The sequence below is a fragment of the Phycisphaerae bacterium genome, assembly GCA_024102815.1.
GTDB lineage: Bacteria > Planctomycetota > Phycisphaerae > UBA1845 > UBA1845 > JAGFJJ01.
Genome location: JAGFJJ010000079.1, coordinates 1 through 25,685 on the forward strand (window position 1 = coordinate 1; position 25,685 = coordinate 25,685).

General features: G+C 61.3%; 12 protein-coding genes. 2 read left to right on the plus strand and 10 right to left on the minus strand.

All coding sequences use genetic code 11. The annotated features are described in order from the left end of the window. From J5J06_20360 to J5J06_20380, 5 genes are all read right to left on the minus strand, one after another. The coding region (locus J5J06_20360) for a hypothetical protein (GenBank protein ID MCO6439449.1) at window positions 1-1,111 on the minus strand (1,111 nt) is incomplete at its 3' end. A 171-nt stretch (window positions 1,112-1,282) separates the two neighbouring features. Further along, the gene (locus J5J06_20365; GenBank protein ID MCO6439450.1) at window positions 1,283-1,534 is read right to left on the minus strand and encodes a hypothetical protein; all 252 of its coding nucleotides are present in this window, start codon (window positions 1,532-1,534) and stop codon (window positions 1,283-1,285) included. Then, a complete protein-coding gene (locus J5J06_20370; GenBank protein MCO6439451.1) occupies window positions 1,534-3,426 on the minus strand; it encodes a tail fiber domain-containing protein in 1,893 nt (630 codons plus the stop codon). The genes J5J06_20365 and J5J06_20370 overlap by 1 nt, the downstream gene beginning before the upstream one ends. 177 nt (window positions 3,427-3,603) lie before the next feature. Further along, window positions 3,604-5,790 carry a serine/threonine protein kinase gene (locus J5J06_20375; protein ID MCO6439452.1) on the minus strand — a complete coding sequence of 729 codons (2,187 nt, stop codon included), beginning with the start codon at window positions 5,788-5,790 and terminating at the stop codon, window positions 3,604-3,606. Next, window positions 5,756-6,376, minus strand: coding sequence for a sigma-70 family RNA polymerase sigma factor (locus J5J06_20380; GenBank protein ID MCO6439453.1), 621 nt, complete (start codon window positions 6,374-6,376; stop codon window positions 5,756-5,758). The genes J5J06_20375 and J5J06_20380 overlap by 35 nt, the downstream gene beginning before the upstream one ends. A 333-nt stretch (window positions 6,377-6,709) precedes the next feature. On the opposite strand from J5J06_20380, the gene J5J06_20385 reads away from it, so the two are divergent. Further along, window positions 6,710-7,330, plus strand: a complete 621-nt coding sequence (locus J5J06_20385) for a DUF4143 domain-containing protein (GenBank protein ID MCO6439454.1) — start codon at window positions 6,710-6,712, stop codon at window positions 7,328-7,330. A 1,078-nt stretch (window positions 7,331-8,408) separates the two neighbouring features. Here J5J06_20385 and J5J06_20390 read toward each other — a convergent pair. The 3 genes from J5J06_20390 to J5J06_20400 form a co-directional block, all read right to left on the minus strand. Beyond that, window positions 8,409-10,184, minus strand: a complete 1,776-nt coding sequence (locus J5J06_20390) for a hypothetical protein (protein ID MCO6439455.1) — start codon at window positions 10,182-10,184, stop codon at window positions 8,409-8,411. 61 nt (window positions 10,185-10,245) lie between these two features. Continuing rightward, complete coding sequence (locus tag J5J06_20395; GenBank protein MCO6439456.1) at window positions 10,246-11,958, minus strand: TldD/PmbA family protein; 1,713 nt, start codon at window positions 11,956-11,958, stop codon at window positions 10,246-10,248. A gap of 296 nt (window positions 11,959-12,254) precedes the next feature. Further along, window positions 12,255-12,416 carry a hypothetical protein gene (locus tag J5J06_20400; GenBank protein MCO6439457.1) on the minus strand — a complete coding sequence of 54 codons (162 nt, stop codon included), beginning with the start codon at window positions 12,414-12,416 and terminating at the stop codon, window positions 12,255-12,257. Window positions 12,417-12,582: 166 nt separating this feature from the next. Between J5J06_20400 and J5J06_20405 the strand changes: the two genes are divergently transcribed. After that, window positions 12,583-13,584: a transcriptional regulator gene (locus J5J06_20405; GenBank protein ID MCO6439458.1), complete on the plus strand. Its 1,002-nt coding sequence runs from the start codon at window positions 12,583-12,585 to the stop codon at window positions 13,582-13,584. Here the strand turns inward: J5J06_20405 and J5J06_20410 are convergent. Together J5J06_20410 and J5J06_20415 are read right to left on the minus strand one after the other, a co-directional pair. After that, complete coding sequence (locus tag J5J06_20410) at window positions 13,487-14,041, minus strand: transposase (GenBank protein ID MCO6439459.1); 555 nt, start codon at window positions 14,039-14,041, stop codon at window positions 13,487-13,489. The genes J5J06_20405 and J5J06_20410 overlap by 98 nt on opposite strands. Window positions 14,042-14,200: 159 nt before the next feature. Beyond that, window positions 14,201-25,282: a tandem-95 repeat protein gene (locus J5J06_20415; protein MCO6439460.1), complete on the minus strand. Its 11,082-nt coding sequence runs from the start codon at window positions 25,280-25,282 to the stop codon at window positions 14,201-14,203. Window positions 25,283-25,685 lie beyond the last annotated feature (403 nt).

Sequence of the window (25,685 nt, forward strand, 5' to 3'; positions counted from 1 at the left end):
CCACCCACGTGAAGTGCGGCGCGGTCGGTGCCGCGGATACCGCCTGCAGCGTGGCCGAGATGTCGAAACCGCTCACGTTCCGGTTCGGCGGGGTCCACGAGTTCGCCGGCGTGGGCGGCGTGGTCGAACCATCGCCACCGGCCGAGAACAGACCCACCACGTCCGCCCAGAAGCGGGCGTTCGCAGCCGTCGGACGAGCCGCGGTGAAGACCGTCAACGGCGGCGAGAAGCTGGCACCGTCGTTCGTCGCGGTGACCTCATACGCACGACCCGTGCTCGAAGCGGCATTGTCGCCCGGGGCGATCATGCAGCCACCGACATGGATCCGCGTCAGCGAGGTCCAGTCGTTGAGGATCGGGGACGCATCGGACACCACGAAGGTCAGGCCCTGTCCCACCACCGACGCCGGCGTCGTACGCGGCGTGCTGATGTAGTACTGGGAACCCGAACCCACGTCCTTCACGCGGTAGCCCACGTTCGTATGACCGGCATCCGGGGCGAAGCTGACGTAACGCTGCTTCACCGCACCGTGCGGATAGGTCGGGACAGCGGTGGGTGTCGCTGGCAGGGGCGCCGATAAAGCGCCGCCGAGGAATCCGCCGGACAGCTCGTACGTCCCGCCGGTTGCGACACCGGCGTCGGCTTGACCAATCGCACCGAGCAACTTCATTGTCGCACCGACGCTGACGACACCGCCTCCGTGAACCGAGTGCCATTTGATTGCGAACACCGGCAGTGGACAAGTACACGTCATCGCGTCGCATTCACCCGGGCAGGCGCTGTCATCGGTACCGTCGCATTGCTCGCATTCTTCCACGATGTTGTTGCCGCAAACCGGCGGAGGCGCACAAGTACATTCATTAGAATGTCCGGGCGGGTAGCAGGACGAGCAGGCGCATGCGGAGTTGTCAATTCCGTCGCACTCCTCTCCGAGAACCGATTGCACAACGTTGTCGCCGCATTCGCCGCAAGTAACGCCGCCACAGTTACTTCCGTCGCCTTGATAGCTGCCCGAGGCATCGGCGCAGCCGGCAGCAGTTGTACCGCTGATGCACGCGTCCGGGAAACAGCAGGCACCGCGAAGTGGTGGGTTGCAGGGATCGGGCATCATTGCGCAGAACGTGCCGTTGCCCGCGTAGTCGCCGGCGAAACTATCACAGAGTGGCAGCGGGAAGTCGGCACACGTTCCTCCAAAGCAGCATGCACCGGCGCCCAGAGAGCACGTTGCCCCAAGTGTGCAGGTCGTTCCGTAGCCGAGAAAGGCGCCGCCGGCCTGGCTGCACTACGACGGCGACAGGTCCGGTATGCAGCCCGTTCCGACGCAGCACGCGCCGAGTACACCCGAGCAGTCAACGCCCGAACAGTCCGTACCTGCCCCAAGAAACGTCCCAGACGTCGAGCAACCCGCCTCGTCGGTCATCGTGCATGAACCGCCGGAATTGCAGCAGGCGCCGGTTTGTGCCTCGGCCGGGACCGGACCAAGCCCGATCGCGATGCCCATCATGGTCCCGATCAACAGTTCTATTCGCCGCATTACTTCGCCTCCTTCCCACGGAAGGCGACCATGCTGCGCTCGAGCCGCTCGATTCGGCCCTGGAGCGTTTCAATCTGTTCCTGCTGGGTGGCGATAAGCTGCTGTTGTTCGACGAGTCGCTCAGCCGCCCGCGCGCCAACCGTTGTGCTTGCGGTGGTGGTAACGCCGCCCTTCTCCGCTTCGAGTCGCTGCACCTTCGCATGAAGGGCCTTGACTGCTTCGACCAGCAGCGGGGTCATCCGGGCATAGTCCATACCGATGGCATCGGTGCCGTTTTCTTCGTAGGCAACAATCTCCGGCAGGATCTTGCCGACTTCTTCGGCGATCATGCCTACGTCGTGCTCTGCGCCATGCGCGGCGTCCCAGTCGAAATAGACCCCCCGCATTTGGTCGACCTTCTCCAGAGGATTCTCGATCAGCTTGATGTTGTGTTTCCAGCGGATGGAGGACGAGGAGCCGTAATCCGTGCCCGCGCCGGAAGCGTAAAAGTCGAATCCGCTCGAGCTGTTGCTCACACCCCGAACACCGTAACTGGTTCCGCTGGACTGCAGCGCAACGCCGATCACACCGGTACCGCTCGGATTGGCATTCAATCCATAGACCCCCCAACTGCCCGCGCCGTTGCCAAACCCACGGACGGCCGAGGACGGCCCAATCACGTCAAGCGTGAACCCTGTGTCCGGCGAATTGGTGCCAATTCCGACGTTTCCAGTCTGCGTGAGCACCATCCTGTTGGTCGAATTCATCTGCACTTCGAGTCTGTCGCCACTCGCTTCGTTGATGCGGAAATTCACCGAGGCCCCGCCATCCTCTCTGAGGACGATGTTGGGATTGGCGTCATCGACCGTCCCCTCAATTCGGATCCCGTTTCCGCCCGCGGTCGATTCCACCACGTGGAGCGCTGAATCCGGCGCGTTGGTGCCGATGCCCACGCCCCCGGCCGCGCTGATCAGGAACTGATTGGGGCCGGTGGAGACGAACTTGTTTCCTGATCCGTGCGTGCTGTCGGCCCAAACGAAGGTACCTTCGTCGCCGTCGGCGTCACCCACGGTAGCCGCGTCACGGACTTCGGCGTACCGGCCGGCGGCAAAGCTGTGATCGCCGCCGGCGCGGTTGTTCTCACCTCCAGGAGTCGTGGCGTATTCTCCGATTGCGTCACAGTTGTATCCGCCGCCGCTGGTGGCTGCGCGAGCGAAGGCGGCATTGTTGCTGCCGCCGGCCACCGTCGCGTAACTGGCGCCGGAGTAGTTCGAAAAGCCACCGCCGACTGTTGCGTATGGGGCGTTGGAGGGATCGCCGTCGTCGGTGCCGGCACTAATGTGCCGACCGCCTCCCACCGTGCAATAGTCATCGTGAATCTCGATCGGCCCGACGAAGTCTCCTGGGGAACCACCACCGCCAATGGTCGCACCGACCACTCCACTGCCGATAACGTTGGCTCGTGAGCCGCCGAGGATATTAGGGCTCTCCACGTCATCGATCGTATACAGCCCCGGCAGTGCCAGTGCGTGCGGTGCCGGGGTCAGCTCCTGCCGCGGATCCAGCAACGTCAGCGCTGGACTGCATGGTGACGGGCAGCAGACGCTGATCTCCAACCAGCGGGCTTCCCCTGTGAACGCCACCACAGCGAAGTCGAGTGGTGTTGTGAAGAGGCCGTCCTCCACGTCAATGGTCTGGGCGATCGTGCTTCCCACTTGATTCCCCGCGGCTGCCTCATCCCAAAGCGTGAATTCGAAGTCGCAGGTGTCTGTTACCGCGACGCCATCGTCAACGAGCACTCCCTGATAGGTGAACGTCGTTCCGAGCTCCACGGCCAGACCGGGTACGCTCAAGCCAAGCAGAGCGACCGTACCTGTGGCAATCCCGAGCAATACGCTTTTATCGCACCTCATGATTCCTCCCATCCTTCCAGGTTTGCGAAATCCGGTCCCGATACCGAAACTAGCGCGACCCACGATCGACTTGGACGGCAAGGGACAAATTTTTCTTGGAAGAATCGACGATCGGCCGGCCTAGGAGGGCTGGGAGCGGTCGTGATGAAGAGGGAAGCCCGGAGGGATTATCGCAACTTATTCACTCTCGCCGGAGCGTGGAACCCGCGGAATCGGCTTTTCAAACTGGGGAAGGAGCTTCTCTCGCCAGGCAAGCGCCTTTTCGGATTCGCCCATGTCCTCATACATGCCTGCGAGCATGCGGACGATGCCCTGGGTCCAGCCGACTTCCGCTCCGCGCGACGTCGCCAAGATCTCGTATCCTTCCAGGAAGGCACTCTCTGCCTCCTCGTATCGCTCGAGCGCGCGCAGGTGCGCACCGAGGTGTCCCAGCGCGATACCCATCGAGGAGAAGGGTGAAGGCCGGGTCTCGCGGTAAATGCGAACGATATCTTGCAGGATCTCAACGGCTTCCTCGACGCGGTCGGTCCGACCATAGAGAATGGCAAGTCCCAGCATGGCATCGAGTGTTTGCGGGTGTGCTTCACCATACCTGGCGCGAACGGCCTCGTACATGCGCATGACAATCGGCTCCGCCTCCTCAGCGAAGCCGTTGTATAGGTAGTCATTCGCGAGGATGTGCGAGACATCCAGGGTCATGGGGTCAGCCGGCCCGAGATGTTCCACGCTCCATTCGAGGATTTCACTTAGCGCGGCGCACTTCTCACCGAAATCGATTTCGGAATCGGATCGGACGACCATGAAACGGGCCTTCATCGCCTGTGAACTGCCGGCGCCCGCGGACGCAGTTTCCAGTTCGAGCAGATCGCGGGCAATGAGCAACGATTCCTCACCCTCATCATTCCAATACAGGGCTTCGGCCAGCTCACGCATCGCTTCGCGCGTTTCATCTCGCGTTGGCCCAAAATGCTCAACCCGAAGCCCCAAGGCGCGCTGAAAGTGGGGAATGCTCTCGGCCGGGAGTCCTAGGGAAAGATAGGATCGACCTATGGCGCGACGGATGGAAGATTCAACAAGCGGTTCCCCTGCGAAACGGCCTTCGACACTTGCGGCCGCGCGGTCGAGCACTTCGCGCATCGTAAGATCGGGATTGTCCGTATTCGCAGGATCGATGGCTGCAAGCAGGTCATCCGTGAGGAAACTGTTGATGCTCTCTGCCACTCGTGTACGATCGCGGGCTCTTTCCCGGGCCCGGGAAGCCTGAACGGCCAGTGTCGTCGATACGGCAGTTGCGGCGATAAGCACGGACGAGATCATTATGGATACTGCGACTGCAGTCCTATGTCGCCGTACGGTTTTGGCCAGACGGTAGGCAAGCGTGTTTGACGCTGCCGCTATGGGCAGCCCCTTCAAGTAGCGACGAATATCCTCCGACATGGCTTCCACAGACGGGTATCGTCGCGCAGGTTCAGTCGCCAAGGCCGTCATCAGGATGGCATCCAATTCGGTGTCGAGTTCGGGATTCATGGAGCCGGGACGCGGGGGATCCTGCCAGCGCTTTTCGAGGAATTCCGCCAGGGGCATCTCCGTTTCCCGTGGCAACCGCCCTGTCAGCATCCGATACAGCACGGCCCCCAGCGAGTACACGTCGCTGCGCGTCTCGCTGAATCCGCGTTGCCCGGCAAGCTTCTCCGGTGCCGCATATGCCGGCGTGCCGACGAATCCCTCGGTCGCGGTCAACGTCGACAGGCCGTCCGCCTCAGCGAATTTCGCCAGCCCGAAATCCAGGATGCGCGGCACATTGTCTGTGCCGACGATGATATTCGTGGGCTTGAGATCACGGTGGATTACGCCACGCTCGTGGGCATGTTCCACGCCGGCGCAGATGGCTCGGAACATCGCCAGAAGCTGAGGAAGCGCCCGACGATCCCGTCCTACCTCGTCGGACCAAGCATCAACTGGTTGTCCGTCGACCCACTCCATGGCAAGGACGGGTAGTCCATCCACAAACTCCATGCCGTAAACTGTAAGGATCGATGGGTGGTTTAACGTTGCGGCCGCCTCAACTTCCCGCGCCAGGCGGGCCCGCATTTCGAACCCGGCCAGGGAACCGCCAAGCAGGCGTTTTATAGCGATGTGCCGCTTGGTTCGCGGTTGAATGGCCTTGTAGACGATTCCCTGTGCACCGCGACCGATTTCCGCCAGCAATTCGTATTCACCGATGGAACCAAGCGTTACGGGCGATTCGGCTCCACGGATCTGATCGATCCATTGATCACTGTCGAAGGCAAAGCCTTCCACAACAAGGTCGGCCGCGCTCTCCTCCGGACTAGCCTGACGATTCGGATCGGGATTCCCCGGCATCGGTATGGTCCTCTTCCTGAATCTGCCCCGCAATCAATTCGCCCAGCCGTTTCTGAATTCGCTGCTTGACCTTGTGTACGGACTGCGCCGAAACGCCGAACGAATCCGCGAGTTCGGCAGCCGATTGACCCCCAAGCAATCCCTCAAACAGGGCGACGCTCCGCGGCTCGAAGGTAGCTCGGACGGTCTGCATTGCGAGCCGGTAGTGGTGATTGACCCACTCCTGGTCCCAGACTGTGTCCTGTTCGACCTCGGCCTGAAAGACTGCCAGCACTGCTGTGTCTAGCGCCCGGGGAGCCTGATTTGGACGCGCAAAGTGGCGGGCGATGGCGTTTCGCACCGTACGACGAAGATAATCGCGAAATCGCCCTCGCCTGGGATCGTATTCGAACGTCCGGATTCCCTTGCACAGATTGATCCAAACGAGTTGCTGGACGTCCTCACAGTCAGCCATCTGCAGACCCCTGCGAAGGCAATAGCGCACAATGAGCTCGCGATACCGGGCCTCGAATTCACGCCAGGCATTCAGGTCGCTTGGATCGCGTACACGAACCAGCAATGAAGGTTTAGTCGACTCGAAAGGCATGTTTCCCGGCCCGTTACAGCGTAGATTTGAACTAGCCCAGTCCTCCCAGAATACCACCATCAACATGCGTGGCCAAGCAGCCCGACGAGACCGCCCTGCTTGGACATCAGCGAAGGCACTATTGGCGCGAGGCCATCCTGGTTGGACCCATAAACAGTCTCAAGCCGGGCTGCTTTTCCAAGTAACCGCCCATCGCATCCCGCTCATATCACTCCGAACACCGACGAACAGGGCGAAACGGGCGTATCCGAGCGGTTGGGCGTGTCCAAGCGTAAGTCCCTGCGGCAGCAACAGTACACATTTGGGTGAGGGACAGGCTCACAAAGCCTGTCCATGATGCAGGCGGTCAGTCAGCCGCTCGCAGGCCGTACGGCCGTGCACAACCTGCTGCCACTCGCACGCAACGAAACGCAGCGCTTTATTCGCCATTCCGCGTCATTAAAGGAGGTCTTGTTCACTGGCGGCTACCCACGTATCCTCGACCAACGACTTCAGCCGAGCGAGTGGCTGGGCTCGCATGTTCGGACCTACTTTCGTCTGGTTTCCAATACGGTCGACTTGGCCACCTTCCAGCGATTCGTGCAGTTGTGCGCGGGCCGGACCGCGCAACTGATAAACCCGTCATCATTGGCTGTTGATTCGGGAATCACGCAACCCACTGCGAAGGCTTGGCTATCGATTCTTGAGGCGACGTTCATAGCGTTTCGACTGCCGCCGTATTTCGGGGACATCGGCAAGCGTCTGGTCAAAACTCCCAAGCGGCATTCTTATGATACGGGTCTTGTGTGTTGGCTGCTGGGAATTCGAGAGCCCTCGCAACTTCGACTGCACCCCTTGCGCGGCCCCATCTTCGAAACCTGGGTGGTTTCGGAAGTACCTAAACATAGACTTAACCGTGGGGAGCATGGGGGCTGTTCTTCTATCGTGACCGACATGGGTCGGAGGTGGACCTGATCATAGACGAAGGGCGGAGACTGACTGCCATGGAGTCGGAATCCAGACAGACCGCCACCGCGGAGGTTGTGAGCGCTGGTCGGCAGGTTGCCGATGTCCTGGCCAGCGCCTGTCGCGTAAGACGCTGTGTCGTATTCGGCGGCGGAAGCAACCAGGAACGCAATGATGTTGAAGTTCTGTCCTGGGATTCTCTCGACACACGGCGTTGGTGATCGCGCGATTCTCGGATGGTCCCCGAAACGAACGGTTGTTGAGAAATACGTGTAGTCCGCCCGAATTCCTTGTCCACCTGTGTCCACCGGTGTAACTGGGTGTCACGGTATGTCAAGCGTCGAGCGGCGACGCATACGAGTTGTGGTGTTTTGACCGATTGGAGAGGGTTGCCCGCTTAATCGATTCCCCCCGCCTCCAGTGTAAACCGTTTACTTGCATAAAGTCGCGATTCGGGTATCGGTGCGATTTCATCGTGTACTCGCTTTTCTTGAAGCCATAGCCTCGTGAAATGAAAGCACTTACGTTCCGAGAGCGGGCGGATTCGTACCCCGCCTGACCACAGGCTGCTGAAGACCATCGCAGAATGATCTCGCGGATGCAGATGATCGGACCAATTGTATTTGGTTGCTGAAGCGGATGTCCAGAAGCGAGGTCGACACGGGCCGCGCCACAGCCTCACACGCGTTGAAATAATCCACGCGCAGGGAAACGATGAGAAACTCAGGCCTATATTTGGTACCAGCCGCGCAGTGTCGACGCCGTGATTGGCCGCCCTGCTACCCGTCAGGGAATTTCGCACTCTTGTGCGTGAGCTCTCGCCAAGTGTCGCGTGAGGATCGAGCGAGCGAAGCTGGCTGGGCGTTGGGAGACGCCGCTCCTCGGACGGAATTAAAGAGGCGCGAATCACGTGCACGCGGCCTCCTGCGATCATGGCCAGCCCTGCTGCAATCTGGAGAAGCAGATGGATTCTCGCGATTGGCTGCGCTGAAGCGGCAGTTGCCCTATCGCCTCCGCCCGCGCGAGGGCCTTCCGCGATTGTCCTGGCGCCTCAAACACATACTACCAGCCGAACCCGACCTGGCGGTCACCGCTTCAGCGGCGAGGACAGAATCGGGAGCGTGTCTTCTTCCTGCTCGATCTTGAACAACTCCAGTTCCTCGAATAACAGCGACGGACTGATGATCGACGTAGCCGGCGTGGTCCCGCCGAATCCCAGCCCGATGTAGTTATAGACCGCCGGCTTCTGCCCCGCAGCAGCGATCCGCTTCAAATCGCGAACCTTGACCTGTCCGAATTCACAGCCGCGGACCATTTCCTCATGTCCATCGGGAAACACCTTATAGAACGAGACCGGATCACCTATGTTGCTCCTTCCGCCGCGTTGCTGCATACGCATGAACATGGCGAATATGTCGGCCCGATTGGATCCGATGCTCGTGGTCTTCAGAGACTTGATCCGCAGGCCGTATTCCAGCCCCTCGTTTTCGACGGCCTCAAGCAACGCGGCCTTCAGGTTATCCTCCGGCATGCCCTCCTCGTCTTCCACGAACAGGCACGCGATCGCCGAGGAGATCGCCCCGCCGCCGGAGGAGCGCCGCCCGTGACCGTTACTGCCGGAGAGCTTCCTTGTCGGAACGCGCGAGCGGACCATATCCACCAGCTTGCCCTCACTGACCAGATCCACGCGTTCGGCCCGTGTCCCTTCGTCGTCGAACAGGTAATGGCCCAAGAGCGCCTGGTCACCCACTTTCTCGACGGTCGGATTGTCGTACATCCGGAACGTCGTTGGGAATATCCGCGTGTCGAGGTTCTTCTCCAGGCTGCCGGCGCCTGTCAGGCCGCGCCGCTGGGTTCCGACCGGATCGACCTGCCCGGCAACACCCTCCGCCAGAATCGTGCGGAGCATCTGCGCCGCAGCCAAGCCATCGAACAGGATCGGACCCATATAGCGCTCCAGAACCGGGGCTTGGGCCAACGCCTGGATCCGCTCGGCCAATGCGTCGATGTCCTTCTCGACTTCCTCCGACGGGGGGAAATCACCTGGGTCGCGGACGAAATAGCTCTCGCCGTCACTGATGGTCATTCCGTCGCCGGCCTGCATTTCAGCCGTGATGAACACCAACAGGCCTTGCTCGGGGAATCGCAACCGCGTTCCCTCGGAGTTGACGATGTACGTATTCCCGATCGCCGCGAAGAGCTGGACGCTCGAATCCTGGATCCGCGGATGGTTGCGAAAGCGCATGGAAAGTCCGGACAGGCGCTTCTCCCACTCATCGCGATCAAACGCCAGCGACGCCACGGGCTCCTCGTGTTCCACAACGGACGCCTTGGCGAAGTCCGCAGGGCGATCGTCAAACTTCTTGTCCTTCATGTACGCCCGTTTCTTGGTCAGTGTTTCAACGGCGTCCTTGTACTGCGCGTCGCTTGCCCGCCATATCGCCTGGCGCATGGCGAGGTAATCGTCGTCCAGCGGCAGCGCGGCTCGCCCGACGCCCCCGCCGCCGCGGAATAGAGCAAAGAAGCCCCCCGAGTCGTCCGCGTAGTTGGTATTGTCCAGATCGTACGAGCCGACACGAATGGAGCTGTACAGAGTACGCGAGCGGTCATGCTCCGACGAGGTGATGTCACCGTACTTGGCCTGTATCTGAAAATTCACCGAGTCGTCAACCGTGTACTGAATGAAATAAGGCTTTTCGAGGTCCTCCATCTGTAGCGTCATGGAACGCTGCAGCTCGTCGCTCAATGCGCGCATGAGGTTCTTGCTTGCCGGAATTGACTCTGCCCGGCCGGCCTGCGTCCAGCAGAAACAACTCAGCAGGGCGGCGACCAAAATGGCCGTACCTTTGTGGTGTGATTTCATGTCCTATTCCTTCCGTTCCTACGAAAGTTGAATTCCGAGTGACCCTGTTTGAACCGCTTAACTACCGGGAAGCAATGGGCGGCAAGAGGATCGGCGGCTTGTCCTGCTCGCGCTGACGCTTTTCAATCTCGATCTCGGAAACCAGGATGCTCGGCGACACGCCGGAAACCGGCACCCATCCGGACTCGGCCCCGCAGGTTCCGTTGAAGACGTCCGGGTCGTCGCCAGTCATGATGATCTTGTTGAACGACGAAAGCGGCGTGCCCACGATGTCCACGCCGCGAACGAGTTCGTCATCCCGTCCGTCCGCGTACACCTTGTACACGACCACGGGAAGCACCTTGAAAGACTGTGCTCCGAAACGCTGCGTTCCTGTGAAGCCCCCGGTGATGTCGTCAAACAACAGGCCGAACGGCTTGCCCTGCCGCTTGCACTCCTCGATGAGCATCTTCCGCAGTTCCGCGAAGGGCGCGGTCTTGGAGGAGTAGACAATCGTGTTGGCCATCCGGGCCACGACATCGCTACCGGGAGACCGCCGGCCGTGCCCGTTTGATCGAGGAAAATCCTGTACGGGTGAACGCGACATCAGGAAAGTCTTCAGGACGCCGTCCTTGACCAGCACCGTGTCCTGCGCCGGGACACCCTCGTCGTCATACTTGTAGTAACCGCGCAGGTCCGTCTCGCCCCACTTTGCCTTCGTGGGATCATCGTGGACACTGAGAAACTCCGGCAGGACCTCCTCGCCGATTTTCTTCGTGAACGTCTGCCCCTCCTCGACGTCCTTCTGCCTGTGCCCCTCGATCCGATGGCCGAAGATCTCATGGAAGAACACCGCGCTGGCGCGATTCATAAGAATCGCCGGCCCGGTATACGGCTCCACCAGCGGCGCCTCCCTCAAGGCGAGGACTTGGTCGATGACGCCCTGGAACGCCTCAGCAAGAGCTTCTTCGGTGGGCAATCCTTTGATGCTCGCCGCGGAGAAGATGTGACTCTGCGAGAGTTCCATACCGTCCTCAGCCTTCGTGCCGGCCTGTACGAGAACACGCAGATACTTCAGGCCGTGTTGGATGCGCGTGCCTTCACTATTGACCAGGAAGTGGTTTTCTGCGCCCGCGGTCAGGGATACCTGGGAGTCGTAGATGAGCGGATACCTCTTGGCGATCTCCGAGACTCGGCGCAACCGATCCGTCCACGCCGACTTGTCAACGGCGAGTGAGGCTTCCGGCTCGCTGTACACTTGTGGCTCCTCCTTGGAGAAGTCGTCCGCCTGGTCCTCTTCCTCGACTTTTGTCTTGAGATTGGTGAGAACTCGCTGGTACTTCTTGACCGCCGACTTGAAGCCGCGGTCAGTTGCCAGCCAGAGGGCCTGTTTGATGGCAACCGGATCGCCCGACAGACTCAGCGGTGTTGGCTCGCGCCCCATGAAGTCTGACGGATCGAACCCCATCATACCACCCCGGATCTTGTGCGTATTGTCGACCTTGTGGTCCCCGACGCGCACGTCGACATCAAGCAAGCGGCCGTGGCTCTCGGTCTCATCGGTCAGGGCCCCCAGTTCGGCGCTGATCGACATCCGCTGACTGTCCGTAACGGTGTACGCCAGGAAGTAAGGCCTCGTGCCGTCCGGTGTCTTGAGATGCTCCATGGCATACGTCAGCTCTTCCTCCAACGTCTTCAGTAGCGCACCGGGCGCTGCCTGCGACGCACCTCCCAATACCAAGACGGTGATCAGTGCCGCGGAGCACACCCAGCGGCCGTTCACGCGAGGATCCATGAGAAACTCCTTGTCACAAGAGGGCGTGGTTCAAGCATCAACGACAATGGACGCTTTTTCATCGCAGAAAGGGGTCATTTGGTCAACTGAGCACAAGAATATACCGTGTTCGGCGAACCCGGCCCCACCCAAGACGAGTGGAAAGAGCACCAGGACGCTTTCAGGCCACAAACGCCTTTCGGAGAATCGTTCTATTCGCAGTTAGGCCGACCCTTACCATCCGAGATTGTCCCCGATGGTTGCGGTAGCATTTGTCGCGTCAACGGGCGGCGATCGGCGAGCCCGCGTAGGGAAGTTCAGAATCCAAGTACGCCTGTCTCGCGCATCAGCTCGGGCTGGACGGCTGGACTTGCCCTCGGCGCGAATTCCTGATCAACCATCCGCTCGAGCGGTACGATCTGATTGGGGGCCTGGGCCTCCATCATCTCGGCGAGCAGCTCGATCTGCCTGTCGAACACTGCTTCGGGAAGCGTGGTAGCGTAGGGTTGCCCGACCGATCAGCCTTGGGTCAGATTATCTGCCGTGTCGTCATTCGAATTGACCGATTATGATGGCAAGCGTCGTTCGAGAATCTGAACCGGCACAGATGGAGTGTGATTTCGGATGCCTCGTGGAGATCAGGTCATGCGGCAGTGGAAACTCCTGCGGATGCTCCAGACGCGCGGCCAGGGGGTGGCCCTACGCGAGCTGGTCGCGGAAGCGGAAGTGAGCGAGCGCACCATTCAGCGCGACCTGGAACTCCTTCGGGAACTCGGCTTCCCCCTCAAGCACGAGGAGGACGGGCACGGGAAGCGCTTCTGGCGGATGCCGCACGATTTCTTCCGCTCGGGAACGCTCGTTCTGTCACTGACTGAGGCGGTCTCGCTGCATCTGTCCGAAAGGATGTTCTCGACGGTCGCGGGAACGTACCTGGCCGACGGCATCACTTCAGCCCTCCAGAAAATCCGGAGCCTCCTTCCGGCACCCGCCCTGGGACACTTCGCCGACCTCGATCGTATCGTCGCGGTCCGGCGCCGCGGCTACACGGATTATGCCCCGTACGCCGGGGTGATTCGCTCGCTCATCGATGCGATCCGGGAGCAGCGCTCTGTTGATCTGGATTACCGGGCCGTGTGGCGCGACGACGAGTACACCATGCGGTTCGATCCGTACGCCCTGGTGCTCTACGATGGCGATGTCTTCGTCATGGGGCGATCACATCGGGCTCGCGGGATACGCGTCCTCAAGGTAACGCGGATCCCCGACGCCCGCATGAGCGAGTCTCGGTTCACCCGCCCGACCGGGTTCAGTGTCGAGGAGCATTTCCGCGCCAGCTTCGGGATTATCCATGCCGATGGTGATCCGATTGAAATTGTAGTTCGCTTCAGCGGACCCTCGGCCGCACTGGTCGAGGAACGCGTCTGGCACGAGAGCCAACAGTTGGCCAGAGCTGACGCCGAGTCAACGCTGTTCGAGCGGACGACCGGCAACAAGGGTGACCTGCTGGCCACGTTTCGCCTAGCCGACGTGGTCGAATTCCTTCGCTGGATCAAGGGTTTCGGCAGCGACGCCGAAGTCGTGAGGCCCCAATGGCTCCGAGAGCGTCTTCGCGACGAGCTACATCAAGCGTGGAAGCGTTACGACTGATCGCGACAAGACGCCGCGACCCCGAACAAACAAGGATCTCGATCCTGCCCCCAAACCTCCCTGAGCAGCAGCATGGTGCAGCCCAGGTGAAGAAAGCCACTGAACAGGTTCGTCGACTTCTCTCAGCGAATGCACAGCCGGCGGAGGTTCTGCAGCCAGGAAATGGCCCGCTCAACGTTCCAGCGCCGGTCGTGGCTGCGCAGCGGCCGTCCTGCGTGTAGTTCTCGATCTTGCGGCTCGAACGGTACGGGGCAATCATCTCGATGCCCTGCTCGGCCAGCTCCTCGTCCAGCTGATCGCTGTCGTACGCATTGTTGCCGACTACGCGCCGCGGCGATTCCTCGGTGATCGTGAGGTCGAGCAGACGCTGTATCAATCGGCTCTCGTGTCGCTGGGCCGACACCGTGTCGATCGACACCGGCAATCCGCGTGCGTCCACCAAAACCATGATTTTCACGCCTTTTCCGGCCTTCGTGCAGCCGATGCTGTCGCCGCCTCCTCAAGCTTTATCGGCATCGCCGAGCCGCCTGAGGCCCTGGCTTGTCATCAATTCACTCCTGATTTCGGCAGGAACGCACTGCGCACTCAGCCAAGAATCGGCGAATCCGCTCTTCCGTCAGTCATCCAAACCCAACTCCTTGGCCGTCCGATCCATTGATCTTCCGTCGCCCGCACCTTTTTGGGGGACGGGATCGACGTTTCGGGTTGGACACCCGGTACCGCGAACGAGGCTCCACAACAGGGCAAACCACCCCGCACGTCGGCTCGGTTCGGCAACAGCCTCAGAACTTGCCCCGTCTTCTGGGTCGGCATCGGTGGTTTTCGGATCCACGACGAGAGAATTCTCTGTCTCCCGCGTCCCCCGTGCATGGGAGTGCGGTACCGCATCCTGCAGCAGATCGCCGCCCACGGTCGCGGAGTCACCATCCGCGTCCGATACCGGAGGCACTTCCTGGAACACCTTGTCGAACCCCTGCGCCATGACTTCCGGAGGTAGGTCGGGCAACCCGCCGCCGACCACGTTGATCTCGCTGCCGGTATATTCATCACTGCGGTCCGCGAGCCCCTCACCAGCGGACTCTGGCGGCGGGATGAGCACGTAATCACGCCCGGCAATCGCCGCAAAGTAATCCACTTCGGAGGGTACGCGATTGCCCCCTGTAGTCGCCGTCTCCGTGGCGTCCTCCTCGGTCGCCTCGCCGGTGTTGGCGCCGGCTGGTTCCGTCGACTCCACCGGAGCAATCATATCCGACCCATCGCTCATCAGATGGTCCGGCTTGCGCTCCATGGGGTCCGGCAGTGCTTCGGTTGTGACGCCGGGGTCCGTGCCGCCTAGCACCGGAGACACCGGTGGCGCCATCGGATCTTGAGTCGGCTCGGGAGTCGGTCCCATTTCCGGCACGGGGCCAGGGAGATCTGGTTCCGCGTCCGCCGGATCGGCAGTAGCGCCGTTACCGGAATCGGGTGCGGGCGCAGGATCCGTCGGCGACGGGATCGACCGGATTTTGGGGTTCACCGTGATGCTCACTGAATCCGTGCTAATATTGGTACCGTCATTGACCTGAACCTGGAAGGTCAAAGTTTCTCCGCCGAAGCCTTCCGGCACGCTGAATGTCGGCATCGAGACGGTGGGATCACTCAGCGTGACCTCCGCTCCACCCGTTTGTGTCCATCTGTAGGACAACCCCTGGTTTTCCGGATCGCTGCTGCGTGACGCGTCCAGGGTGACGAGCGCACCATCGTCGACCGTCCGGTCCGGACCGGCGACCGCCGTCGGGGCGTCATTGTCGGCGTTAACCGTCACTGTCACCGTGTCCGAGCTCGTGTTCGTTCCGTCACTTACTTGAAGCTGAAATGTCAGCTCGCTGTTGCTCAGGCTCTCCGGAGCGGTAAACGATACCTGTGCGGCGTTCGCATCACTAAGCGTGACGGCCGGGCCGCCAGTCTGTATCCATGCGTAGGTCAGCCCACTGCCCGCGGGATCGCTGCTCCCCGATGCGTCCAGGGTGACGAAATCGCCTTCGCTCACCGTTTGGTCCGCGCCACCTCTTGCTGTCGGAAGCTCCGCAACCGTGCGCGAAGCGGAGCCGCTTGCGCTGATGTCCACCGTGATCGTGTAGGCCGATTCGCTGTAGGCCTCCCCGTCCTGCACCTTGTACTCGAAGCTGTCATAAGCGGTACCGGCGGCATCGGCGTCGGGAACGAACGTCAGTCGCCCGGCGTTGATGTCGGTAACGGTGATAATTTGATTCTCCGTCACCTCTACCCCGTTCAGCCTCAGTGCCCCAGCCGAACCAGGCGACGTGACCTGGATTTGCTGCAGCGCGTCCCCACCATCCACGTCCGCAAAGCCGAAGTCCGCGACTCGGAACGTGTAAGGCGTATGCTGCGGCACCGTGATGGTCTCATCGACGGCAGTCGGAGCGTCGTTGACCTCGTCCACGGTAATGTCGAACGTGGCTGAGCTTGCGGACCAAGCCTCACCGTCATTGGTGCTGAACGTCAAGCTCGTCGAACCGTTCCAATTGGCATCCGGCACGAACGTCAACGCTTCGTTGTCGATCTGGGCTTGCGTAACGATGTCGCCGGCGTTCAGGGAGACCCCGCCGAGTTTCAGCGTTCCGCCCGCCGGCAGCGTGTCGATGCGATACCGATCGACGCCGTCGCCGACGTCCGGATCCGAGCCGCTTAACGTGATAATCGCTGGAGTATCCTCGTCCGTCGAGTCGTTATCCGCAGTTGCCGTCGGCGCGTCGTTGACCGCGCTAACGGTGATGTCGAACATGGCGGAGCTTGCGGACCAGGTGTCACCGTCGTGGGTGCTGAAGGTAAAGCTTGTCGAGCCATTCCAATTGGCATCCGGCTCGAAAGTCAGCAAATCACCGTCAATCTGGGCCTGAGTAACGCTGTCCCCCGCCTCCAACGCGATACCGTTGAGTCTGAGTGTGCCATTGGCCGGCAGCGTGTCAATACGGTAGCTCTCTACGCTGTCGCCGATGTCCGGGTCACTCCCGCTCAGGGGCACGGCCGTGGGTGCGGCATCCTCCGCGACAGTCAGGCTCCCCGCGGTCGCCGTGGGCGCGTCGGCGACGGCATTCACGGAGATGCTGAACGTTGCTGGACTCGCCGACCACGCCTCTCCATCGTTGGTGCTGAACGTGAACTCGGTCGAGCCGTTCCAGTCGGCGTTCGGCACGAACGTGAGCCTGCCGTTGTCGATCTGGGCTTGGGTCACCGTGTCACCGGCATTGACCGCGGCACCTTCGAGTTCCAGCCTTCCGCCTGCCGGCAGCGTATCGATCCGATAGAGATCCACCCCGTCCCCCGCATCGATATCCACGCTGCTCAGCGTGATCGTTGCGGTCACGTCCTCGTCGACGGTCACGCTACCCGCTTCGGCCGTCGGCGCGTCGTTGACCGGCGTAACCGTGATGGCAAATGCGGCCGGGCTCGCCGCCCATGCTTCGCCATCATAAGCGCTGAAAGTGAAGCTCGTAGAACCGTTCCAATTAGCGTCCGGCTCGAACGTCAGCTCGCCGTTGTCGATCTGCACGCGGGTGACGATATCTCCGGCACTGATCGCCGCGCCGTTGAGGGCCAGCCTGCCGCCGACCGGCAGGGTGTCGATGCGGTAGCTCTCCACCTCGTCCCCCGCATCGATGTCGCTACCGAAGAGGGTTACGACCGCCGATCCGTCTTCACTAACAATCATGCTCCCCGCAGTGGACGTCGGAGCGTCGTTCACGGGATTCACGTTGATGTCGAACGTCGCAGCGCCGGCCGACCAGGCTTCTCCGTCGTTGGTACTGAAGGTGAAGCTCGTCGACCCATTCCAGTTGTTGTTCGGAACAAAGGTCAGTTCACTGTTGTCGATCTCGGCCTGGGTGATCACATCGCCCGCACTGAGCGGATTGCCATTCAGCCTCAGCGTGCCACCGGCCGGCAGTGTATCGAGACGATAACGCTCGACCGCATCGCCGGCATCGAGATCCGCGCCGCTCAGCGTGATCGTGGCGCTGGTGTCCTCGCCCAGGGTCGCGCTTCCCGCCGTGGCCGTGGGGGCATCGTTGACCGGGGTAACGTGCACCGTCATGGTGTAATTGCTGGCGCTGTACTCCAACCCATCATGCACCCTGAATCCGAAGCTGTCGTAGGAGGCGCCGTTGTCGTTGGTCGATGCGGTCTCGAAGGTCAACCGTCCGGCGTTGATGTCATCGATTGTAACCGCCTGGTTGAGCGTCACGGCCACGCCGTCGAGCTTCAACGACGCCACGCTCGTCAATGAGGTGATCTGCACCTCCTGCATCGTTTCGCCGGCGTCCACGTCGGCGAAGTTGAAGTCCGCGGCGCTGAACGCATACATCGTGTCTTCCGGCACGGCAACGCTGCTGTCGGTGGCGATCGGGGCGTCCTGGACCGGGTCGACCGTGATGCCGACACCGGCTGTTCCGGCTGACCAGAGTTCACCATCATACGAACTGAAAGTGAAGCTCGTCGATCCGTTCCAGTTGGCATCCGGAACAAACGTCAGCTCATTGTTGTCGATCTGAGCCTGGGTGACGATGTCGCCTGCGCTGACCGGAACTCCGCCCAGCATGAGCGTGCCGTTGGCGGCGAGCGTGTCGATGCGATACAGCTCCACCGCGTCCCCGGCGTCGATATCGGCACCGGTTAGGACAATCACGGCCGAAGTGTCCTCATCGAGGTTCGCGCTGCCCGCCGTCGCCGTCGGCGAATCGTTCACCGCGGTGACGTCCACGGTTATCGTGTAGGCCGACTCGCTGTAGGACTCGCCATCATGCACCTTGAACTTGAAGCTATCGTATGCCGCACCGTTGGCATCCGCGCCCGGCACGAAAGTAAGCCGTCCCGCGTTGATATCGGTGGCGGAGATCACCTGATTCAAGGTCACGTCCACCCCGTCGAGCCTCAATGAGCCGACACTGTTCAGCGACGTGATCTGGATCTGCTGCAGCGTGTCGCCGGCGTCTGCGTCGGCGAAGTTGAAGTCGCCGACACTGAAGGTATACGTCGTGTCCTCCGGGGTCGTCACAACCTCGTCCGCGGCCGTCGGAGCATCGCTGACCGCAGCAACGATGTTGACGGTGGTCCCTCCCGCCGACCAGAGCTCCCCGTCATAAGCGCTGAAGACAAAGCTAGTCGACCCGTTCCAGTCGGCATCCGGAGCGAAAGTCAGCTCGCTGTTGTCGATCTGGGCCTGGGTGATGATGTCGCCTGCGCTGACCGGGTCTCCATTCAGCATGAGCGTTCCGTTGGCCGGGAGCGTATCGATGCGATACTGCTCGATGGCGTCTCCGGCGTCGATGTCTCCCCCGGAGAGGACGATGACGGCCGAGGTATCCTCGTCGAGGATCGAGTTGCCTCCGATCGCCGTGGGGGCGTCATTGACGGGAGCGATGCTCAATTGGACAACGCCGGTCGCCGTCCCGCCATTCCCGTCAATAATGTCATACGTGAAGCTGTCCGTCCCGTTGTAGTTGGCGGCGGGTGTGTAAGTGAATGTACCGTCGTAGTTGTACACCACCGTGCCGTGCTGGGGCTGCGTGAATCCGGTGAGTGCCAGGGTATCGCTGTCGAGATCCGTATCGTTCAGCAGCACGTTTCCGGTCGTGACTTGCGTATCCTCATCGAGCGTGATGCTGTCGGCCACGGCCACCGGCAGGTCGTTGACCGAAGTGACGGCGACGCTAACGGTCATCGTATCGGTACCGCCGGCACCATCGTCAACCGTGTAGGTGAAACTGTCGGTTCCGTGGAAATTGGCGTCCGGCGTGTACGTAAACGTCCCGTCTTCATTGTATGCCACCGTGCCGTGCGTGGCCTGCGTAAAGGAGCCCACCGAGAGCGTGTCGGGGTCAACGTCCGTGTCGTTGGCGAGGACGTCGACCGTCGTGCCGTCCGTATCCTCGGCAGTCACCAGGCTCTCGGCTTCGGCCTCGGGCGCGTCGTTGACCGGGTTGACTGTCAGGTTGTACGTGGCCGTCGTCGACGTGCCCTGCCCGTCGCCGATCGTGTACGTGAAGGAGTCGCTGCCGTAGTAGTCACGGTTCGGATAGTAGGTGAAAGTCCCGTCACCGTTGTACTCCAGGGATCCGTGTGACGGATCCGTGAAGTCCAGGACCGCCAGCGTGTCGCCCTCCACATCGGAGTCGTTCGCCAGGACGTTGCCGGTCGTCAGCACGGTATCCTCGTTCGCAACGCCGGAATCGTCGACCGCGGCCGGTGCATCGTTGACCTTGTTGACCTTGATGCTCACGGTCGCGGTATCGGTCCCGCCGTTCCCGTCGGTGATCGTGTAGGTGAAGGAGTCGGTTCCATTGAAGTCCGCATCGGGCGTATAGCCGAAGGTGCCGTCGCCGTTGGCGACAACCGAGCCATTGGCTGGCTGCGTGAAGCTATCGAGCGTCAGGGTATCATTGTCGACGTCGGAACTCGCCCCGATCAAGTCACCTGTGGTGACTTGAGTGTCCTCGTTCGTGGTCAAAGAGCCGCTTCGGGCATCCGGAGCGTCATTCACCGAGGTCACGTTGATGGTAACGGTCGCCGAACTCGTATGCCCGTGTCCGTCACTGAGCGTGTAGGTGAAGCTATCCGTTCCGTTGTAGTTGGCGGCGGGCGTGTAGGTGAACGTGCTATCCTGATTGTAGACGACAGACCCGTTCGAGGCTTGTGTGTAATCGAACAGAATCAGCGAATCGCCTTCGGGATCCGAGTCGTTGGCCAACACGTTCCCGGTGGTGATCGCAGTGTCTTCGCTTGTGGTGAAACTGTCGTTCGTGACAACCGGAGCGTCGTTCACCGGGTTCACGGTAATGCTGACCGTCGCCGTATCGGTGCCGCCGTTGCCGTCCTCAATCGTATAGGTGAAGGAGTCGACTCCGGCGAAGTTCGCGTTCGGCGTGTACGTAAAGGTCCCATCGCCGTTATCGACCACCGTCCCGTTGGAGGCCTGGGTGAAGCCGGTGATATTGAGTGGATCGCCGTCGGCATCCGTATCGTTCGCCAGGACGTTGACGGTCGTGACGGCAATGTCCTCCGTCGTCGTCGCTGCTTCCGCGACCGCGTTGGGGGCCGTGTTGCCCGGCGCCGCCGGATTGACCGTGACGGTAACAGTCGCCGTGTCGGTACCGCCGTTGCCGTCATCAACGGTGTAAGTGAACGTGTCGGTACCGCTGAAACTGGCGTTCGGAGTATACGTGAAGGTCCCGTCTCCGTTGTCGACCACAGCACCATTGGAGCCCTGCGTAAACCCGGTGATGGTCAATGGATCGCCATCCCCGTCCGTGTCGTTCGCCAGAACATTTCCAGTGGTAACAGCCGTGTCCTCCGTGGTGCTGATGGAATCGTTAGCGGCGTCGGGTTGGAGATTTCCGACGGTGACGGAAACCGTCGCCGTGTCGGTTCCGCCGTTGCCGTCATCAACTGTGTAGGTGAAGGTATCGGTTCCGTTGAAACCGGCGTTCGGAGTATACGTGAAGGTCCCGTCGCCATTGTCGACCACAGCACCATTGGAGCCCTGGGTAAACCCAGTGATGGTCAGTGGGTCGCCGTCCGCGTCCGTATCGTTCGCGAGCACGTTCTCCGTGGTGACAGCGGTATCCTCGTCGGTGGTGTAGGCTTCGTTCGTGGCATGGGGCGCATCGTTGACCGAGTTTACCGTCACCGTGACAGTGGCGTCCGCGGTCGTGCCGTGGCCATCCGTTACCGTATAGGTGAAGGAGTCTTCCCCGCTGAAACCCACGCCGGGCGTATATGTGAAGGTACCGTCGCCATTATACTGAACCGTGCCGTTCGACGGTTGCGAGAAGCTGTGGATCTGGATCGCGTCGCCTTCGACGTCCGTGTCGTTTAGAAGGACGTTGCCCGTGGTCACAGCGGTATCTTCATCGGTGACATACGCGTCATCGACCGGGCTCGCGGCGTCGTTCACGGAGATCACATTGACGTTCACCGTACCCGTGGCGGTTCCGCCGTTTCCATCACTGATCGTGTAGGCAAAACTGTCGGAGCCGTTGAAGTCGGCATTCGGCGTGTAAGTAAACGTACCGTCACCGTTGTCCACGACAACGCCGTGGCTGGGCTGACCGAAGCCGGACAGGCTGACCGAGTCGCCGTCGACGTCGGTGTCGTTGTTAAGCACTCCGCTGATGACCACGGAGGTGTCCTCGGTGGTGCTCACTGAATCCGCCGTGGCTGACGGGTCGTCGTTGATCGGGTTGACATTGAGGTTGACAGTGCCGGTGTCCGTCCCGCCATTGCCGTCGACGACGGTGTACGTGAAACTGTCCGGGCCCGTATAGTCGGCGTCGGGGGTGTAGGCAAACGTCCCGTCGCCGTTATAAATCAGGACGCCATGAGACGGCTGCGTGAAGTCGAACAGCGACAACGTATCGCCGTCCACATCGACATCGTTGCTAAGTATCTCGTCGACTGTTACCAGGGTGTCTTCATTCGGAGTGAACGTATCGTCCTGGGCCACTGGCGCATCATTCACCGAGTCCACGCGGATATTGACGTTGGCCGTACTCGTGCCGCCATTTCCATCGGACACCGTGTACGTGAAATGGTCCGCGAAATCGTCCTCTCCGTTGAAGTTGGCGCTCGGCGTGTAGGAGAACGTCCCGTCACCATTGTAGACTACCGTGCCGCTGTCCGGCTGCGTGAAGCTATCGACGACCAATGCGTCACCATCGATGTCCGTGTCGTTGGCAAGCACGTTACCCGTCGTCACCGAGCCATCCTCGTCGACGTACGCTTGATCCCTCTCGGCCTCGGGTGTGTCGTTGACCGAATTGACGGTGATGTTGACCGTAGCCGTACCTGTCAGGCCTCGTCCGTCACCGATCGTGTAGGTGAACGAATCCGGCCCGTGGAAGTTGGCGCTGGGCGTATAGGTGAACGTGCCGTCGCCATTGTATGACACAGTACCGTTGCTCGGCTGTGTGAAGCTGTAGACCGCGATGGTATCGCCGTCGTACTCATTGTCGTTCGCGAGCAGGTTGTCGGTCGTAATCGGCGTATCCTCGTCAGTGACAACCGTGTCGGCGCCGGGATCGGGCGCGTCGGCCACCGGAGCCACGGAAATGTCCCAGGTCGCCGCGCTCGCCGACCAGGCGTCGCCATCGTGGGAGCTGAACGTGAAGCTGGTCGAGCCGTTCCAGTTGGCGTCGGGCTCGAACGTCAGCAGGCCGCTGTCGATCTGCGCCTGGGTGACGATGTCTCCGGCGCTTAGCGCCGTATCGTCGAGCCTGAGTGTGCCGTTCGCCGCAAGCGTCTCGATGCGGTACTGCTCCACGGCATCGCCGGCGTCGATGTCGGCCCCCGTCAGCGTAATCGTGGCCGCGGTGTCTTCGTTGATCGCGATGCTACCTGGCGTGGCTGTCGGCGCATCGTTGACAGGATTCACGGTGATGTTGAACGTGGTCGGACCAGCCGACCACGCATCGCCGTCGTTGGCGCTGAACGTGAAGCTGGTCGAGCCGTTCCAGTTGGCGTCGGGCTCAAACGTCAGCAGGCCGCTGTCGATCTGAGCCTGGGTGACGACATCGCCCGCGCTGATCGCTACACCGTCAAGCCTGAGTGTCCCGTTCGCCGCGAGCGTCTCGATGCGATACTGCTCCACCGCGTCGCCGGCGTCGATGTCCGTACCGGTCAGCGTGATCGTGGCCGTGGTGTCTTCGTTGATCGTGGTGCTACCGGCCGATGCCGTCGGAGCATCGTTGACGGCGTTCACGGTGATGCCGAACGTGGCCGGACCAGCCGACCAGGCGTCGCCATCGTTGGCACTGAATGTGAAGCTCGTCGAGCCGTTCCAGTTGGCGTCGGGCTCAAACGTCAGCAGGCCGCTGTCGATCTGCGCCCGGGTGACGACGTCGCCCGCGCTGATTGCTACACCGTCAATCGCCAGCGTGCCGCCGGCCGGCAGTGCGTCGATGCGGTAGCTTTCAACTTCGTCGCCGGCGTCGAGATCAGTACCGCCCAGGGTCACAGCCGTCGCCGGAGCATCCTCGCTACAGGTCAGGCTTCCAGCAGTCGCCGCCGGTGCATCGTTGATGGGGTTCACGGTGATGCCGAACGTGGCCGGGCTGTCCGACCAGGCGTCGCCGTCGTTGGCGCTGAACGTGAAACTCGTCGAGCCGTTCCAGTTGCCGTCGGGCTCGAACGTCAGCAGGCCGCTTTCGATCTGAGCCTGGGTGACGACGTCGCCCGCGCTAATCGCTACACCGTCAAGCGACAGCGTACCGTTGGTGGGGAGTGTGTCGATGCGATACTGCTCCACGGCGTCGCCGGCGTCGATGTCTGCCCCCGTCAGCGTGATCGTGGCCGCGGTGTCTTCGTTGGTCGTGGCGTTTCCGGCCGATGCCGTAGGAGCATCGTTGACGGCGTTCACGGTGATGCCAAACGTGGCCGGGCTGTCCGACCACACATCGCCATCGTTGGCGCTGAACGTGATACTGGTCGAGCCGTTCCAGTTGGCGTCGGGCTCGAACGTCAGCAGGCCGCTGTCGATTTGCGCCTGGGTAACGACGTCGCCCGCGCTGATCGCCACACCGTCAAGCGCCAGCGTGCCGTTGGTGGGGAGCGTGTCGACGCGATAGCTTTCAACTTCGTCGCCGGTGTCGATGTCCGCACCGGACAGCGTGATCGTGGCCGCAATGTCCTCGTCAGTCGTGGCGTTTCCGGCCGAGGCGGTGGGAGCATTGTTGACCGGATCAACCGTTACGCTAACCGTTGCGGTGTCAGTGCCGCCGTGGCCGTCATGGATCGTGTAGGTAAACGTATCGGTTCCCGTAAAGTCGGCATCGGGCGTGTAGGTGAACGTGCCATCGCCGTTGTTCACCACCGAACCACTCAATCCTTGCGTGAATCCGGTGATGCTCAGGGCGTCACTGTCCGGGTCCGTGTCGTTGGCCAGGACGTTTCCAGTCGTCACCGCCGTGTTCTCTGTCGTCGACACCGTGTCATCGATCGCGGTGGGAGCCGTATTCACACCCAAGTCCCCCGGCGCGTATGTACCTTCCGACGTGACGATGGTCTCGATCTGGCTGTAGTTGATGGTAAACGCCTGACCACTACCGAGATCGACGGTGATGGTCGACCGATCGTCGGTCACCTTGTCGTTTGTGTACGCGGACAGATCGATGGTGTCCGAGTTGGCGCCGCCGACCACCGTAATGACATCGCCGTCCTGGGCTCCGGTGAAGCGGAATGTATCGTCACCTTGATCGCCGTGCAGGGTATCTGAGCCCCCGCCGCTGATAAGGACATCGTTGTCTTTCCCCCCGAGGAGCTGATCGTCACCCGCGCCGCCGTCAAGGATGTCCGCGCCATCGCCGCCGCTGAGCGTATCGTTGCCGGCGCCGCCGAACAGGCTGTCGGCCCCGTCATCCCCATCCATGGTGTCGTTGCCGCCGAGCGCGTCCGCGATGTCGTCGCCGGTCGTTCCCGTATAGGTGTCGTTGCCCTCGGTTGCTCCTTCCAGTGGGTCGCCGGAGTCGGTGTCGACCCACGTGGCTGACAAGAAGATGCGGGGTTCAAGAAGCTCCGGGCGAAACGACGGCTTGGGAGGTTGCTTCTTCGGAGGCGCCGCAGATTCGCCTTCGGAGACCTCGAAATCCTCGGGCCAAAAATTCTTCTTCGTCCGATCAGAATCGCGTTGGATTTTTCGCCTACTCATCTTGTATTCCCGACGGTCTAGACAGCGATAACCTCCCTACCGGACTGATGGACAACGAAATGCGCGCCCGGAAGCCCCGGGGCAGGTACATTCATTCGTCCCATACCCGATGCCGCGATTACGATGGGCGCAATCTGCATGCCGGCGCGACCGTTGCGTCCCCGCTTTGGCGCTGGCCGATACGCCTTCGACGCGGAGCTTCCGATAATCCACCGCACGACGACCGAGATGCGTCCAGGATTACACTGCGGCGTCATACGAAGTGTACGATCTGGAAACAACCGAGAACGTCGACGAACGATCCGTCGCTGTTACTCGGACGGCCCAGCCTGGGCTGTGCATCCCGAAGAATCCATCCAGCCGTCTCGTTTGGAAGGGTAACCAAGGGTTGATGGATCGGTTC

Excerpts from the sequence above, each read along its gene's own strand:
- J5J06_20365 (MCO6439450.1), bottom strand. The coding sequence starts at position 1,534 with ATGCGGCGAATAGAACTGTTGATCGGGACCATGATGGGCATCGCGATC.
- J5J06_20370 (MCO6439451.1), bottom strand. The coding sequence starts at position 3,426 with ATGAGGTGCGATAAAAGCGTATTGCTCGGGATTGCCACAGGTACGGTC.
- J5J06_20375 (MCO6439452.1), bottom strand. The coding sequence starts at position 5,790 with ATGCCGGGGAATCCCGATCCGAATCGTCAGGCTAGTCCGGAGGAGAGC.
- J5J06_20380 (MCO6439453.1), bottom strand. The coding sequence starts at position 6,376 with ATGCCTTTCGAGTCGACTAAACCTTCATTGCTGGTTCGTGTACGCGAT.
- J5J06_20385 (MCO6439454.1), top strand. The coding sequence starts at position 6,710 with ATGATGCAGGCGGTCAGTCAGCCGCTCGCAGGCCGTACGGCCGTGCAC.
- J5J06_20390 (MCO6439455.1), bottom strand. The coding sequence starts at position 10,184 with ATGAAATCACACCACAAAGGTACGGCCATTTTGGTCGCCGCCCTGCTG.
- J5J06_20395 (MCO6439456.1), bottom strand. The coding sequence starts at position 11,958 with ATGGATCCTCGCGTGAACGGCCGCTGGGTGTGCTCCGCGGCACTGATC.
- J5J06_20405 (MCO6439458.1), top strand. The coding sequence starts at position 12,583 with ATGCGGCAGTGGAAACTCCTGCGGATGCTCCAGACGCGCGGCCAGGGG.
- J5J06_20415 (MCO6439460.1), bottom strand. The coding sequence starts at position 25,282 with ATGAGTAGGCGAAAAATCCAACGCGATTCTGATCGGACGAAGAAGAAT.